Below are 16091 nucleotides of genomic sequence, written 5' to 3'. Positions count from 1 at the left end.
TAAGATGAAAAATATATCAAAATACCTATTCCTTTTTGTCGCTGCTATAGTAGCTACAAGCTGTGATGATTACCTTGACGTAAAGCCTGTAGGCAAAGTAATTCCTGAAACACTTACTGATTTTAGAGCTGTTCTTACTAGAGGATATGCTGTATTTCCTTTACATAAATCACTTACTACTTTAAGAACAGATGAAATGATTCTTGAAGAAGAAAGTAATGATTATGCATTCTATAAAGATAACTATATCTGGAATGATGCTAATCCGGATCAGATTGCTACAAAATTTCCATATGCTGCATTATACAATTGCATTTTTTATACCAATGTAATTATTAACGAAGCTAACAACAAACTTGAAGCTTCGGCTGAGAAAGATCAATTGATTGGTGAGGCTTATGCACTAAGAGCATTTGCTTACTTTGACTTAGTTAATCTATTTGCGAAACAATATGATGCAACGACGGCAAATTCTGAGAGAGGTGTTCCATTGGCATTAGAGATAGATTTAGAACAAGTCTTTAAACCAGAAAGCGTAGCGATTATTTACGGACAAATTATTTCGGATAAAGAAGCAGCTAAAAAACTACTAAATAAAGACACCCAAGCTACAGGACTAAACTATCGTTTTTCTAAAGCTGCATTATACGCAATGGAGTCTCGTGTTTACTTATATCAAAAACAATGGGCTCTAGCTTTACAAGCAGCAGACAAAGGATTGGCTATTAATAACTCATTAGTTGATTTAAATAGTACTCCTATTTTGCCAAACAATTATGATACTAAAGAATCAATAATGGCTCTTGAAAACACATTTGAAAACAAATTAAAAAGATCTGCTTATCCAGCTCCAAGCCTAATAAATACATATGACAAAGCAAATGATTTGCGTTTTAAAGTGTACTATAAAGCAAGTGGAAATGGGTTTATATTTTTAAAAGGTGGCGAAATATATCAAAAAAACACGTTTAGAACTTCTGAATTGTATTTGACTAAAGCAGAAGCTTCCGCACAATTAAATGATCTTGCCACAGCAAGAACAACTACATTGATTTTTATTAAAACCCGCTATAATACCACAGGTTTCGCTCAATTGAGCACAAAGATTAGTGCTATGAACCAAACAGAACTTCTTGACTTTATATATCAAGAAAGACAACGTGAGTTTGCTATTGAAGGACAACGTTGGTTTGATTTAAGAAGAACTACTCAAAAACAAATTGAGCATACATTGAGTGGAAAGACTTATACTTTGATCCAAAATGATCCGAGGTACACATTACCTTTCCCACTAGATGCAAGATTAAACAATCCAGAATTGTAAATTAACTAGCTCCGTTTTTTAACGGAGCTTTTTTTTTACCTTTGCAAAAAAAAAGGAGAAATGAAAATAGTTATTATTGAAGACGAACATCTGGCTTCAAGTTATCTAAAATCTATTCTGGAACAGCAAAGTATTATTACCATAAGTGAAATTACTTTGATAAAATCAGTAAAAGATGCAGTTGCTTTTTTCAAAGAAAACACTGTTGATCTTGCCTTTATGGATATCCATCTTGGTGATGGCAAAAGCCTGGATATATTTGAGAAAGCAATTATTTCATGCCCTGTAATTTTTATTACTGCTTATGATTCTTATGCAGTAAAAGTCTTCAAACATTTTACAATTGATTATCTTCTTAAGCCCTACGAAGAACAAGAATTACATGAAGCTTTATCAAAATATAAAAACATAAAAGAAACTTTTAATCCTAATCCAATAGTTGAATCGCTTGTTGCTCTTGAAAACCAAACCAACGTTCAACATCATTTTTTAGTAAATCACAGAGATAAGCTGATTTCTATAAACGATCAAACGATCTCTTATTTTTACGCTACAGGAAAACATCTTTTTATTTATACAAACTATGGTAATAGCTATTTTTACAATAGCAATCTTAAAGAGCTTATCAATAAATTAGACCCTGCCCTTTTCTTCAAAGTAAATCGAAAATATATTTTAAACCGAAATCATATTCAGGAAATCGTTAAACATTCGAGCCAGAAAATAGAGTTATTATTAAACATTGCTATTCCTGATACAGATCCAATTATTTTGAGTAAAAAAGAAATTAATAATTTCAAAAATTGGCTTGATTCATAGTTTTTTTTAAAAGTTACTAAGATTCTGAGGGACTAAGGTTCTAAGACTGTGTACTTATGTTTGAGTCTTTTTTATGCCACAGATTAAAAAGATTCCAAACCTTTGTTCTCTTTGCGGTTAGTTTTTTGCTACAGGTTAAAAAGATTCCAAACCTTTGTTCTCTTTGCGGTTAATTTTTCTCCATAGATTAAAAACTTTACCTTGCTCTGCTATTTTCAGTTTGCTCTAATTCTTTTTTCTTATAATCTGTTTTTTTAGAATTCCCAAAACTATACGTTGCAATAAGTTTAAAGTAATTGGTAGTATAAGTTCTGTGATAATAAATCTCGGTTTGTCCTACTGTGTAATTTCCAGAAGCATTAAATCGATGAAAAATATCATTGGCACTAAAATTTAATTTCAAAGCATTATTTAAAAAACTTCTTTCGATGCCCAATGTCACTGTCGAGCGACTATTTTCATCTCGCAATCCATAACTTTTATTACCTAAATACCAAGCAAGTAATTGAATTTTGAATACATCGGGGATTGTAAATGTATTATTTGTATAAAGATAAATTTGAGGTTTTGTTGCTCCCATTACAAATGAATAGGTATTATCTACCGATTTGGTGTAACTCATACTTATTATATTGGTCGAACTCCACCATTTGGTTGAAAGTGATCTAGAAACTGAAGCAAAATAATTATTTTCTTTATCCAAATTTATTGATCTCAAAATATAACTATTAGGATTAACTCCACGCAAAGCTGCTCCAGAAATAGGATCGACTTTATAGGTATATCCTATTTTAAAATCATATTTTTTATACAATGCTCCTATTTCAAAAGCATAAACTTTTTCTGGTCTAAGATTAGGATTTCCTTCAATGGTTGTAAATGGATCTTGGTAAATTACATACGGATTAAGCGCCTGATATCTTGGTCGTGTAATTCTTGACACATAAGAAGCGTGCAATTTAAATTCATCAGAAACAGGCATATTCAATAATACATTAGGGAAAATGTCGGTGTAACTTTTATTAAATTTCTGATTCCCATTTGCAGTTGTATTTAACTCATAACTGGTCCATTCGCCTCGAGCGCCCAAAGAAAAATTTAGCTTTTCACCCAGAATACTACTGTAATTAATATATACAGCACCTATTTTTTCTTTATATTTAAAATCACTCGAAAGAGCTTCATTAAGCTCAAATTCAGATTCTTTGTCATCAGCTATCAAAAAATCTGAACTTGTTTTGATGGTTGCATAACTTAATTTTGCACCAGTTTCTAACTTTGTATTTTCGCTTATTTTTTTGGTGTAATCTGCCTGAGTGTTTATAATATTGATCGCATTATCGGCATTATTCTTTAAATAGCGCTCCGTAGTAAAGCTATTAACCAAGCCATTTTCATCTATAAAATCTCTTGTAAAACCATTGTAATTAGAAAATTGCATTCCGATAAACAGCGATGAACCCTTGGAATCTGTAATAGAATTATAATTTAAATTTACAAACTGATTGAGCCTAACATCGTTTCTGTCAACATCTGTAGTATAAAAACTATCGCTGGTATTGGTTAGAATCGAATTTCTATTCTCCACTACTCCACCCAAATCATCAACATTACCGCTATACTCAAACGAAACATAATTCGATTCAGAAAAAGTATATTGCAGTCCAAATCCAAAATTAGAAAAGTTATCAAATTTACGCCTCCAATCAGTGGTGAGTTCTGATTTCATAAATTCAGTAGGATTAGGTCTTGTTCTGGTTGTATATAGCAGTTCTCTGCTTTTTCCTAATTGCAATCCATAATTACCTATAACAGAAAATTTCCCTTTATTATAATTAAAATCAAACAAGGTATTTGTACTTGTTCCTGCAAATTCTGAAACAGTAATTTGTTGGCTTGCCGTTCCCATGATTCCACTTTCAATATTTCTCTTAGTAATGATATTAATTACCGCTTTTCCTTCGGCATCATACTTAGCTGACGGATTAGAAATAACTTCAATCTTTGCAATTTGCGAAACTGGGATTGCAGCAAAACGTTCGTTACTGATCAAAATTCCGTTTAAGTAAATAATAGCTTCCCCTTTTCCTAATACACTAATTTGTCCTTCGGAAACCACCACATTTGGAACTCTGCCTAATAGTTCATTTACTGAACTACTCGTGGAAAGCAATGTATTAGCTACACTCACCTCAATAGATCCATTAGATCCGTGTTTTAATAAAGAAGTCTGATTTTTTATGACTACTTCATTCAGCTGATTGTTGTTTGCATTAACGAGTATCGTACCCAAATTTATATTTTCTTTTCCATCATAAATAATACGCTGAAATGTGTCGGCAAATTCTACAGAAGTAAGTTTTACCAATACTTCTTTTTGATTGATATCTGATAATTGAAATACACCATCTAAAAAATCATTTTGTTTAATTAAAGTTGAATCACGAACGGACAATAACGATATGTTTCCCATCATGGGTTCATTGTTCTGATTAACAACTTTACCTGATAGAAATTGTATCGATTGTGCTTTTACAGTTATAGAAGGTATAAGTAAACAATAGACATAAATGAAAACTAAGATTAATATTCTCATAAAATTTAACGATTAAGATTTGACTTTTTGATTATGCAAAAGTCTATCGTAAATCGCAGTATGAGGTAATCTAAAGAGAAATCGGGAGTACGAATTTATAAATCTACACTCAGATTGTAGCTAATTATTTCCTACAAAGACGAAAAAAATGAGATGTGAACTTGGCAACTAAGCACCTTTGCTAGATTTATTAATAATTCTTTAAGCTTTTATCACGAAGCTTCAGTATCAAGAAGTTTGGGATTGTTTTGAGTAAAACTAAAGTTCCTTACACACTTGATACGTGACTTACAGGAATAAAATTAAATTCAGCTTATTAAGCTAATAAAGCTTGTTGCTGATAATTTAAAGGTGTTGTGCCTGTATATTTTTTAAATGCTGAAAAGAATGTAGATTTAGAATTAAATCCGACATCATACCCTATAGATTCTAAGGTGAGTTTAGTATTAGAAGTAATGATTTTACAAGCTTCGTTTATTCTAAATTCATTAACGTAACTGGTAAAATTCTTTCCCAGATTATTGTTTAAAAATTGAGATAATTGATGACTGGAAATAGTAATTTCTTTAGATAAATCTTGTAATGTAAGATTTGGGTTTTTATATAGTTCTTTCTCAATCATTACATTCTCTAGTTTCTGCAATAAAATTGTTTCTTCGGCTAAATCAATTTTCTTTCCTGAATACTTTGGAGAATTAAGTAAAAATAAATCGTCTGTCTTTTTTCGGTATAAAAGTATAGAAATTATTAAATACAGAATAAATGAAAAAATTATAGAACCACTTAAATAAGAGACAAATGGAGCATTAATTAATGCCAGAAAATAGAAGATAAAAAGCAAGGTGTTACCAAGGTAAATCATGCCAAACCACATTTCGGCTGGATTTGCTTTTTGTTTTCTGCTTACAATCTTTTTTAGCACTTCTTTAATCGTAAAACCAGCAAAAACAATATATACAAACCACTGAAGATAAATAAAATATACAAAATAATGGTTCCAAAGTTTTGGATAATTTTTATACGGAAATAATATCCCTACAGTAATAATGAGAATTCCCCAAAAAATAAGTGTCAGTTTCCAGGATTTGGGCATTGCGTGAATTTCCTTAACCGAAGTTTTTAGAAAATAATATAAAAATGGTCCTATGAAAAAACAAGCCGAAAGTCCTATTTGGAGGTAAGTTTTAGGTAAAGTAGGATCAAAATGTATAAATACAGATTTAGCAATTCTTATACTTAGTGCTAATAAAAGCGCTCCCAAAAAATAATTTCCAAAGTACTTTTTCTTTGTAAAAAAGAAGAAATAGATTCCCAGAATAATCCCATTAAAAGCCCCCAAAGCACTAAAAAAGAATAGGAGTTCTTTACTAGTATCCATAATTTATTTTTGTTTTATAAATAATCACTGTGCAGACAAAGCTAAAAAAAAGATTGATGTACACTGAAAATAAAATTATTAAAAAAATACCACAATACTTATTAAGCAAAAGTTACTTCATTATTACTGTTAAATCCCTTGTATAAAGTCCGCAAAAAAGTCCAGTTCTAGAACTGAGTTTTTACATAATCAAATTTATATTCTAGAAAATAGTATCTTTATATAGTTATCACTTAAACTTTTATGATTGTAACCATAAACCAAATTATATGATAGTACAAAAAATTAAAACTATTAGGATTAATCAAGTTTTATATATTATCTCATTTATAGTGTGCTTTCAAGGAGACATTTTTGCAATACCAAAAGATACACTAGCCTATAATGGTTTTGGTTACCTTACACTTTACAAACCTACAAAAACAGTCAACAATGTTGTTATTTGTATTTCGGGCGATGGAGGTTGGAATAGTGGGATCGAAGGTATTGCTCTTCATTTAAAAAATGAAAACACTTTGCTCATTGGTGTCGATATTCGTCAGGTATTCAAGAATATGAAAAAAAGTAAATCCGCATGCCTCTACCCTGCCGCTGACTTTGAGCGAATGAGTCAATTTGTTCAAAAAAAATTAAAATATCAAACTTATAATGTACCTATCCTTTTGGGGTATTCTTCTGGAGCAACTTTAGTTTATGGACTTGTTGCTCAAGCACCACAAAATACCTTCCGGGCTGGAATTGCATTAGGCTTTTGTCCAGACATAAATATAGATAAACCTTTGTGTACTGGTTCAGGAAAATTTACTTCAACAAAACTTCAAAATGCTAAAGGATATGATTTAGGACCAGTCGAGAACCTTAAAACTCCTTTTATATCCTTACAAGGTCAAAATGACCAAGTCTGTAATTATGAAAAAACGGTGTCTTTCCTTAAAAATATATCTAATGTACAGATCGTATCACTTCCAAAAGTAGGACACGGTTATGGTCAGGAAAAAAACTGGCTTCCGCAACTTATGCAAGTTTATAATAATATTATAGAAAAAAAAGAGGCTTACATTCCAGATGATGTGACAAAAAAACTCAATCTACCACTGCACATCACTACTTCTACCAAAGATAAAGTAAGCCCATACATGGTTGTATTTATATCAGGGGATGGTGGATGGACAGATTTTGATCAACAAATGGCAAATGCATTCGCCATAAAAGGGGCGCCAGTAATTGGTCTTGATGCATTAAAATATTTTTGGCAGAAAAAAAGCCCTGAAGAAACGACTACTGATATACTTAAAGTAATTGAAACTTATGCCGAAGAATGGAAAAAAGAAAAAATTCTGTTAGTTGGTTATTCATTTGGAGCAGACATAATTCCATTTGTATATAACCGGATTCCAGAAAAAATAAAAAATAACATTGTAGGATTAGGTTTGCTATCACCATCTAAAGAAACAGATTTTGAAGTTCACGTATCCGAACTTTTAGATATAGATAATGCATCATCAGGTTTTTCTGTCCCAAATGAGATTAATAAAATTAGTAATATTCATCCTATTTGCTTTTTTGGAAAAGATGAAGATGATTCACCAATTAAAGAAATTTCAAAAGAAACGGCTAAAATTATTTATCTCGACGGAGGTCATCATTATACAGATGCATTTATAACAGTTGCAAAAGAAATTATGCCTTAAACATCTTATCGTTTCAAAAAGTATTTCATTCCATAACAAGAATCTATGTCAAATTAGGTACTCTTACGTATTTAATTATCAACTAACATACTAAGTTATAAAGCTCTTTTTTAGATTTCGTTTGCTAATTAAGCACAATGCGCGTTTGTGCGTGTTTATACACAAATGAGTCAAAAACCAAAATTCACAAACATAATTGTAACAAAAGGATATATTTTAAGCATTATTTTGCATTATTGGCAATTTCAAAAGAAAAATATTGCATGAATAAATCTTATGTAGAAAAAAATCGTACATTTCTTTTTTATAACTAATCAAATATTTTAAAATGAGAAAACAATTATTTATTTTATTTGGAATTATTTTGTTTGCGCAAACTCTTTTTGCCCAATCAAAAACTGTGACTGGTACAGTTACTAGCCAATCTGACGGTTTATCTCTGCCCGGGGTATCTGTCCTAGTTGAAGGAACAGCTAAGAGTACCGTAACCGATTTAGATGGGAAATTCAGCATTCTAGTAAATGACAATGAAACGCTACTTTTTAGTTTTATCGGATTTTCAACTAAAAAAATTAAAATTTCATCAACCACAGACGTCATTAATCTAAAAATGACAGAAGAACTCAATGCATTATCAGAAGTTGTTGTATTAGGATCTACAGTTCGCGCCACTCGTAAAGAGCTTGGTAACGCAGTCACGAGCTTAAAAGGTGAAGACTTAGTAAAAGCTCAGCCTGGTGGGCTTTCGACAGCTTTACAAGGTAAAATTGCGGGTGCGCAAGTTTCTCAAAACTCTGGAGATCCTGCAGGAGGCTTCAGTATTAAACTTAGAGGAACTTCATCTATATTAGGTTCATCAGATCCATTATACGTTATTGATGGAGTCGTTTTAAACAATGCAACTACCAATGTAACAAACTTAAATGTAACAACTGGAAACTCTAATATGCAGATTGGTCAAAATAGATCTTCTGATATTAACCCAAACGACATACAAAGTATTGAAGTTTTAAATGGAGGAGCTGCCGCTGCAATCTATGGATCAAGAGCAGCTAATGGGGTTGTTTTAATAACAACCAAAAAAGGAGTTGCCGGCGAAACAAGATATACCTTTTCAACTAGTGTAACATCAAACCAAATTCGAAAAAAATTAAACCTGAATATGTCCGACAAACAGTTCGTAAGTACTTCTCCTGCTTTATTTCCAATTCAAGGAAATCCAGCAAGTCCAACAACTGTAAGTGTATTAGGAAGGAATCTTGAGACAAGAACTTTTGGCGTACAACGATATGATTATCAAGATGATATTTTTACTACTGGAATTGGAACTGATACCTACTTTTCGATGCAAGGTGGAGATGAAAAAACAAAATACTTTGCTTCACTTGGGCATTTGGTAAACGAAGGAATCATAAAAAATACAGACTTTAAAAGAACAGGCGCAAAAGTAAGATTGAAACATGATTTCAACTCAAAACTATCTGCTACAGTCGGATTAAATTATATTAGCTCTAGTTCAAATGAAAAGCCAGATGGAAATGTTTTCTGGAGTCCGATTAATTCAATAAATATTACCAATAATATATATGACATCAGCCAAAGAGATGCTAATGGCAACTTATTAGCTGTTGATCCTAACAGAATTAATCCACTCTCGATTATAGAAACTTTTAAAATCAAACAAAATACAGATCGTATTATTTCGGATATACAATTAAATTATGTGCCTTTTAAAAATTTCAATGCCGATTTAATTTTTGGTATTGACAATTATAACCAAAGAGGAAACGTATATATTCCGAGATATCCTTATATTGTTAATCCAGCCTATTACAATGATGGTTATGTTTCTGAAGCAACCAACAGAGTTGTACAATTTAATAATGATTTGAATTTAAAATATGTTTGGAATATTAACGACAAATGGAAAGCTACAACTTATGGAGGATATAATATCCAAACCTATCGTGATAATTTTGTGGCAGTTGAAGGACGTAATTTAAAACCATTTATAGAAACCATAAATGCATTTAACACTTTAATTCCGGGGTCGCCAAGCTCTAGCCAGTCAAAATATAATTTATGGGGGTATTATCTACAGGAAACCTTTGGTTACAAAGATAAATTATATGTAACAATAGCTGGAAGACAAGATGCATCAACTATTTTTTCTAGTAAAAACAGATCCCAATTTTATCCAAAAGCAAGTTTTAGTTATGTCCTTTCAGATGAAAAATTCATGGAAAGCATTCATAATGTAGTTAGCTCAGTTAGAATTAGAGGTTCATGGGGAAAATCGGGAAGTTTAACCGCTATCAAACCTTACGCACGTTTTACCAATTATTCTACAGGAACGCTTTTAGGGAACAGTACTTTTACCATTGAAGGATTCAAACAAGGAAATTTAGATTTGAAACCAGAACAAAGTGTTACTTATGAAATTGGAGGTGATTTTGGTTTTATAAAAGACCGATTAAACCTATCATTTAGCTACTACAATGCAGACATTGATGACTTATTATTACCAGTTCAATTAGCAGCTTCAGAAGGAGCTACAAATACTATTAAAAACATTGGGCAAATGAATAATAGAGGATTTGAAGTGAATCTTAAATATGATATTATCAAAAAAGAAAACTTACATCTTGATGCCTTTGTGAACTACAGCAGCAACAGAAATAAAGTAACAGGATTGCCACAAACACGTTTCAAATTAGATAGTAATTTAGCCGGAGCTCCTGTTTTTGTTGAAATGGATAAACCAATCGGTATTTTTTATGGTACTTATTTTGCAAGAAATCCTGATGGTAGTTTATTGTTAACTCCTGATGGATATCCTCAAACTGAAAAAGGTAATGCAAATACAGGGGTTGCAGAAAGAGATGAAGCTACAGGACAGCCGAAAGGAGCTATTTTGAATAAACAAATTGGAAATCCAAATCCTGATTATATTATTTCGTTTGGAGCTAATTTGAATTACAAAAAATTTGGGCTATCCATATTATTCGATGGTGTTCAGGGAGTTGATGTTTTTGATGCAGATTACAGAACCAGACAAGGAGTTGGATCAGGAACAATTGTTGCTCAGGAACTTAACGGAGAATTACCACGTGGTTATATTTGGTCGATTTATAATATAGAAGAATTTAGAGTTGTTGATGGAAGTTATCTTAAACTAAGAGAAATATCTTTAAATTATTCTTTTGGAAAAATAAATAAGTTCTTTGATGACTTAACTGTTACTGCAAGTGGCAGAAACCTGATTTCATGGGATAATTTCACCAGTTTTGATCCAGAGACAAATTCTGGAGGGCAATCTTCAGTTGCGAAATACAATTTTGGAACAGTGCCAATTCCTAGTTCCTATTCATTGGCAGTAAAATTTCAATTTTAATTTAAAAAAAACATCATGAAAAAAATATTCATCCCAATAGTAACACTTGCGCTACTTTTAACTAGTTGTAACGAAGATTATTTAGATCCAACCAAACCAGCCCAAGAATTAGTTTTTAAAACCAGAGGAGGTGTCATTGGTGCTGCAAACGGATTGCAATTACTCTGGACAGTCGATAGAACAAGTCCCGTTTACAATACGATTACAGGTAGCGGATTTACAACAAAAGAACTACGATTGCTAAATGCAGGAAATGTTGACGAGGGAGAACTTTCGGTTGGAGGCGAAGTACTTTCTACTAGAAATTTGGTTGTAAATAATCTATGGTCACAGTGTCTTATAATTAAAGCTGAATCACAAAAAGTAATTGATCATGTAGCTATTTTAACTTCTGAAAATGAAAAAGCAAGTGTTTTGGTTCATGCCACTATTTTTAAGGCAATGGCTCTTACTACTCTCGTGCAGTATTTCCAAAGTGTACCCTTAATAACGGGGAAAAATGCAACCTTTAATTCCAGAACTGAGGTATTAGACGAGGCTATCAAAATCTTAAAAACAACTGAACCGTATCTTGACAAAGCAACTGGATTTACAGAATTAGTAAGTGGAATTAACTATAAAAATACCGTTTATGCGCTTTTAGCAAGAACCTATTTAATGGCTGGAGACAATGATAACGCCATCAAATACGCCAATATGGTTGATCTTACTTCAAAATCGATATTTGCCTTCGATCAAATTAGCCCTAACCCAATAGCTTATATTTCTATAACCACCAACAACGTATTTCAACCTGTTGATTTAACTCTTGGATTACCAGCTAGTTTAGCTCCTTCAAATTCTGATGGAAGATTGAATTTTTATATTAAACCAGGCTCAAACCCTACAACGGCAACAGGCTTTTTTGATTCTAATGTTAAATCAATACCTGTTTATTTACCCGGAGAAATGATGCTAATTTTAGCAGAATCGTATGCCCGAAAGGAAAATTTACCACAAGCCATCATTGAGTTGAATAAAGTTTTGACCAAAACAGCCGCTGCTGATGCTTACGGAATTGGTGCCAATCTTGCTCCATATACTGGAGCGATTACGAAAACAAGTATTTTAACCGAAATTTACAGAAACCGCTGTATCGAAATGTATATGTCTGGTTTAAAATTGGAAGACAGTAGAAGATTTGAACGCCCCGCTGCCGGAACTGTTGGAGCCGAGAGAAACCGTAATTGGTATCCTTATCCCGATTCTGAAAGAAACAACAACTCAAATACACCTACTGACCCTGCAATATAAGAACATCTAAGACGGAGGTATCAATTGATATCTCCGTTTTTTTATATCAAATTTACAATGAATCTTCCCCTCTTGCTTTTACAACATTAATAATCCAATCTTCAAAACTTCGCCAAGAATTCATCAAATCAACTCCTTTGTTACTGAATCTGCTCTAGCCAGGTCTTCTATTTTTCCTATCCACATTTTCTTCTCACTTTCATCTAATTCATAAAGAGGTCCTATAAAATTACTCTCAATCGAAGAAACTCCGCAATATTCAAGAATGCCATTTTTTAATTGAACGAGTCCGCTTGACTTATAAATATTTTCGTAATCAACTTCAGATAAATCGCCAGCTGTTGTAATGATTCTACCTGTTTTACCACTTAATAATCCCTCACTTACATAGCCTTTATTACTTTTAAAAGTAATACCTGGTAAGAATGCCCTATCAAAAAATCCTTTCATAATTGCTGGCATGCCGAGCCACCATATAGGATGTATCCAAACCTGATGATTACTCCATTTAATGTCTTCTAATGCTTTTATCAAATCTGGTTCTAGCTCCATCCTTTGTTTATAACCAAACTGTAAATTAGGATTAAAATCCATCTCTCCAATGGCAATATACCGTACTTCTGAACCAGCATCCAATGCCGATTTTGTATATGAATGGGCAATCGCACTGTTAAAACTATTCTTGTCAGGATGTCCATTAATAACTACTATCTTTTTCATTCTTCTTGATTTAAAATTTGTTTGAATAATTCAATTTGTTGACGATAAAAAATAGCTGATAATGAGCTTGGAAAAAAATCAAAAGCATGTACAGCTCCTTTTATTTCCAATAAATTAACAATACTGCCTGCTTCTTCTAATTTTTGTGCATACATTTTTCCTTCATCTTTCAGCGGATCTAACTCACAGACTATAATAGTTGCATCTGGTAAATTATTAAAATTATCTTCTAATAACGGAACTGCATATTTAGGTGGTTCTGTCATGTAATGCTGTAAGTAATGCTTCCACATCCATTCCGCTGCATTTTTAGTTTGCATAGGTGCATTTGCTAATTCATTCATAGATGGTGTTTGTAAAATATGGCTCATTGGAGGATATAATAAAAACTGATGTCTGATTTCTATTTCTTTTTTATCCCTTGCTAAATGCGTGACCGATGCCGCAATTGTCCCTCCGGCACTACTCCCTCCTATTAGGATATTATTTTTATTTCCTTTTATATTATCTGCATGTTTAGACAACCATAATAACGCATCATATCCATCTTCGATAGCCGCTGGAAATGGATGCTCAGGAGCCAAACGATAATCGACAGAAACAATTAGCATATCTATATCCAGAGCCAACTGAAAGAATATAAAATCGTATTGTTCGGGAGTACCATATATAAAAGCACCTCCATGAAAATATAGTAATACAGGTAAATCTTGTTCTCCTTTTGGTCTGTATGTTCTCAATCTGATTTTTCTTGATTTATCATAAGATGGAATCTGAATATCCTCAACATTAAGTCGTTCTGGAACTACAAGAGGTTCTTCATTTAACGTTACAAGCATTTCCTCATTTATGATTTTTTCAGGATTATTCTTCAATAAGTCTTCATAATCTATTTGGTTAAACGGACTGTCAAGAATGGCTTTCCAAAGATCAGGATCTATCTTTTTTATTATATTTTCCATATCTCAATTGTATTATAATTTTACCACAACTTTACCCACTGTACGCCCCGTTTCAATTTGTAGATGCGCTTTTGCCATTTCATCAAATTCAAAAATGTGAGAAACATAAGGTTTCAGTACTCCATTTTCTAACAAAGAAGCAATATGTTGCATGTCTTGACCGCTAGAATATACAGCCATAAAATAGCAAGCATGTAAGTTTTTTTCTTTAGCTTTTAACTCATCTTCTTTCGTATGTCCTGAGGGTAATGTAACAATGGTTCCAAATTGTTTTAATACTTGTACTGATTTTTGAAAATTCTCTCCTCCAACAGATTCCAATACAAAATCAATATCATTAAGTACTTCTTCAAAATGAGTTGTTTGATAATCAATATGCTCGTCTGCACCCAACTTAAGAATAAAATCACGATTAGAAGCTGATGATGTAGCAATAACGTAAGCGCCAATATGCTTCGCAATCTGTACTGCAAAATGTCCTACACCACCCGAAGCAGCATGAATGAGGACCTTGTCTTTTGGTCTTAATTTTCCATAATACTCAAATGCTTGCCAAGCTGTTAATGCTGCTAAAGTACTTGCTGCAGCTTCAACATGACTGATGTTTTTAGGCTTTAGTGCAAGATGCTCCTCGAGTGCTGCTACATATTCAGCATATCCTCTGCCATGTCCTACAAAATTTACCATGCCAAATACTTCATCGCCAATTTGAAATCTAGTAACTTCATTACCTATTTCAACAACTTCGCCCGAAATATCCCATCCCAAAATCAATGGATTATATTTAACCAATTCTTCAGCAAGTGGAGCCTGACGACTACGAACTTTTACATCTACTGGATTAATACTAATTGCCTTTACTCTAATGAGTACTTCATTTTCTTTTATTTCTGGTTTATTGATGTCTTTATAGACAAGATTCTCAGTGCCTCCAAACTTTTCTAATACAATTGCCTTCATACTACTTATATTTATTTAAGCAAAAATAGACTGGTAAAAAGAATAAAAACAGGTACAATTAAAGCTTATTCGGGTATCTTTGCAATATGGCTAGAGAAAACATCTATCAATCGCTTGAAGTATTCTACGAGAAAGTAGATGAATGTCCTTTACGTGACAGGCTCTTCAATTTTTTTGAGCTCGTTTACGTTATCTCAGGCACTGGGAATCATACCGTAAATGGAAATACGTTTCCTTACCTTGTAGGAGATTTGTTTTTAATAACACCAAATGATTCTCATGGGTTTAATCTAGAAAGCACCTGTGAGTTTATGGTAGTCCGTTTTGGCGAAAGCTATATTAGGGAATACCAATGGAAAAGCATAGACCATATAGAGTGTCTTTTATATTATGCCTCTCATTTATCGGGTTCAGTACTTGTAAATAATGATGACAAACAAATGACCGCTTTACTGATGCAAAATCTACAACAAGCTACAGAGCATCAAACAATGTACACCGAAGACCTTATAAGTCATTTAGTCAATGCTATTATTGTTATTGCAGCCAGAAACATAGCTATAATTAAACCTCAGAGCATCTCACCCAATGCTGATATTCGCATATTACAAATATTAGATTATATCCAAGAGCATATACGTCAACCAGAATTTTTGAAAGTAGCTGTGATTGCTGAAAAATTTGGCTTATCAGCCACCTATCTCGGGAGCTACTTCCGAAAGCAATGCAACGAATCGATACAGGAATATATATCTTCTTATCGCATCCGACTAATAGAGCATCGATTGCGTTTCAGTGACAAAAGGGTGCATGAAATAGCAGATGAATTTGGATTTGCTGACGAAAGTCATATCAATAAGTTTTTCAAACGACACAAAGAACTTACTCTTAAAGCGTATAGAATTGGATTAAGTAATTGATGTTTTATTAGTTTTAATTTAATGACAATAAGAG

At 32.5% G+C, this 16091-nt stretch carries 11 protein-coding genes; 6 read left to right on the top strand and 5 right to left on the bottom strand.

Translation table 11 applies throughout. The annotated features are described in order from the left end of the window. Positions 1 to 4 precede the first annotated feature (4 nt). Both OIU80_RS14865 and OIU80_RS14860 read left to right on the top strand, forming a co-directional pair. The gene (locus OIU80_RS14865) at positions 5 to 1324 is read left to right on the top strand and encodes a RagB/SusD family nutrient uptake outer membrane protein (protein WP_264287776.1); all 1320 of its coding nucleotides are present in this window, start codon (positions 5 to 7) and stop codon (positions 1322 to 1324) included. Positions 1325 to 1384: 60 nt separating this feature from the next. Then, complete coding sequence (locus tag OIU80_RS14860) at positions 1385 to 2143, top strand: LytR/AlgR family response regulator transcription factor (RefSeq protein ID WP_264287775.1); 759 nt, start codon at positions 1385 to 1387, stop codon at positions 2141 to 2143. A 196-nt stretch (positions 2144 to 2339) separates the two neighbouring features. On the opposite strand, the gene OIU80_RS14855 is transcribed toward OIU80_RS14860, so the two are convergent. Together OIU80_RS14855 and OIU80_RS14850 are read right to left on the bottom strand one after the other, a co-directional pair. After that, positions 2340 to 4739 carry a TonB-dependent receptor domain-containing protein gene (locus tag OIU80_RS14855; RefSeq protein ID WP_264287774.1) on the bottom strand — a complete coding sequence of 800 codons (2400 nt, stop codon included), beginning with the start codon at positions 4737 to 4739 and terminating at the stop codon, positions 2340 to 2342. A 316-nt stretch (positions 4740 to 5055) separates the two neighbouring features. Next, complete coding sequence (locus OIU80_RS14850) at positions 5056 to 6117, bottom strand: helix-turn-helix domain-containing protein (RefSeq protein ID WP_264287773.1); 1062 nt, start codon at positions 6115 to 6117, stop codon at positions 5056 to 5058. A gap of 269 nt (positions 6118 to 6386) precedes the next feature. Here OIU80_RS14850 and OIU80_RS14845 point away from each other — a divergent pair, with 269 nt between their 5' ends. The 3 genes from OIU80_RS14845 to OIU80_RS14835 all read left to right on the top strand — a co-directional run bounded on the left by OIU80_RS14845 (position 6387) and on the right by OIU80_RS14835 (position 12495). Next, the gene (locus OIU80_RS14845; protein ID WP_264287772.1) at positions 6387 to 7808 is read left to right on the top strand and encodes an AcvB/VirJ family lysyl-phosphatidylglycerol hydrolase; all 1422 of its coding nucleotides are present in this window, start codon (positions 6387 to 6389) and stop codon (positions 7806 to 7808) included. 328 nt (positions 7809 to 8136) lie between these two features. Beyond that, a complete protein-coding gene (locus OIU80_RS14840) occupies positions 8137 to 11202 on the top strand; it encodes a SusC/RagA family TonB-linked outer membrane protein (protein WP_264287771.1) in 3066 nt (1021 codons plus the stop codon). Positions 11203 to 11217: 15 nt separating this feature from the next. Beyond that, complete coding sequence (locus tag OIU80_RS14835) at positions 11218 to 12495, top strand: RagB/SusD family nutrient uptake outer membrane protein (RefSeq protein WP_264287770.1); 1278 nt, start codon at positions 11218 to 11220, stop codon at positions 12493 to 12495. A gap of 123 nt (positions 12496 to 12618) precedes the next feature. On the opposite strand, the gene OIU80_RS14830 is transcribed toward OIU80_RS14835, so the two are convergent. Genes OIU80_RS14830 through OIU80_RS14820 form a run of 3 tightly spaced genes read right to left on the bottom strand, consistent with a single transcriptional unit; the run spans position 12619 to position 15137 of the window. Then, positions 12619 to 13215, bottom strand: coding sequence for an NAD(P)H-dependent oxidoreductase (locus tag OIU80_RS14830; RefSeq protein ID WP_264287769.1), 597 nt, complete (start codon positions 13213 to 13215; stop codon positions 12619 to 12621). Beyond that, on the bottom strand, positions 13212 to 14177 hold the full coding sequence (locus OIU80_RS14825; RefSeq protein ID WP_264287768.1) for an alpha/beta hydrolase: 966 nt from the start codon (positions 14175 to 14177) through the stop codon (positions 13212 to 13214). Before OIU80_RS14825 ends, OIU80_RS14830 begins: the two co-directional genes overlap by 4 nt. Positions 14178 to 14189: 12 nt before the next feature. Beyond that, on the bottom strand, positions 14190 to 15137 hold the full coding sequence (locus tag OIU80_RS14820) for an NADP-dependent oxidoreductase (RefSeq protein WP_264287767.1): 948 nt from the start codon (positions 15135 to 15137) through the stop codon (positions 14190 to 14192). 86 nt (positions 15138 to 15223) lie between these two features. Between OIU80_RS14820 and OIU80_RS14815 the strand changes: the two genes are divergently transcribed. Beyond that, positions 15224 to 16057, top strand: coding sequence for an AraC family transcriptional regulator (locus OIU80_RS14815; protein WP_264287766.1), 834 nt, complete (start codon positions 15224 to 15226; stop codon positions 16055 to 16057). Positions 16058 to 16091 lie beyond the last annotated feature (34 nt).

Origin of the sequence: Flavobacterium frigoritolerans (assembly GCF_025847275.1) — a bacterium.
Taxonomy (GTDB): domain Bacteria; phylum Bacteroidota; class Bacteroidia; order Flavobacteriales; family Flavobacteriaceae; genus Flavobacterium; species Flavobacterium frigoritolerans.
This window is presented reverse-complemented; position numbering and strand designations above follow the sequence as displayed.

Coding starts and splice junctions, on each gene's coding strand:
- OIU80_RS14865 (WP_264287776.1), top strand. CDS start 5: ATGAAAAATATATCAAAATACCTATTCCTTTTTGTCGCTGCTATAGTA.
- OIU80_RS14860 (WP_264287775.1), top strand. CDS start 1,385: ATGAAAATAGTTATTATTGAAGACGAACATCTGGCTTCAAGTTATCTA.
- OIU80_RS14855 (WP_264287774.1), bottom strand. CDS start 4,739: ATGAGAATATTAATCTTAGTTTTCATTTATGTCTATTGTTTACTTATA.
- OIU80_RS14850 (WP_264287773.1), bottom strand. CDS start 6,117: ATGGATACTAGTAAAGAACTCCTATTCTTTTTTAGTGCTTTGGGGGCT.
- OIU80_RS14845 (WP_264287772.1), top strand. CDS start 6,387: ATGATAGTACAAAAAATTAAAACTATTAGGATTAATCAAGTTTTATAT.
- OIU80_RS14840 (WP_264287771.1), top strand. CDS start 8,137: ATGAGAAAACAATTATTTATTTTATTTGGAATTATTTTGTTTGCGCAA.
- OIU80_RS14835 (WP_264287770.1), top strand. CDS start 11,218: ATGAAAAAAATATTCATCCCAATAGTAACACTTGCGCTACTTTTAACT.
- OIU80_RS14830 (WP_264287769.1), bottom strand. CDS start 13,215: ATGAAAAAGATAGTAGTTATTAATGGACATCCTGACAAGAATAGTTTT.
- OIU80_RS14825 (WP_264287768.1), bottom strand. CDS start 14,177: ATGGAAAATATAATAAAAAAGATAGATCCTGATCTTTGGAAAGCCATT.
- OIU80_RS14820 (WP_264287767.1), bottom strand. CDS start 15,137: ATGAAGGCAATTGTATTAGAAAAGTTTGGAGGCACTGAGAATCTTGTC.
- OIU80_RS14815 (WP_264287766.1), top strand. CDS start 15,224: ATGGCTAGAGAAAACATCTATCAATCGCTTGAAGTATTCTACGAGAAA.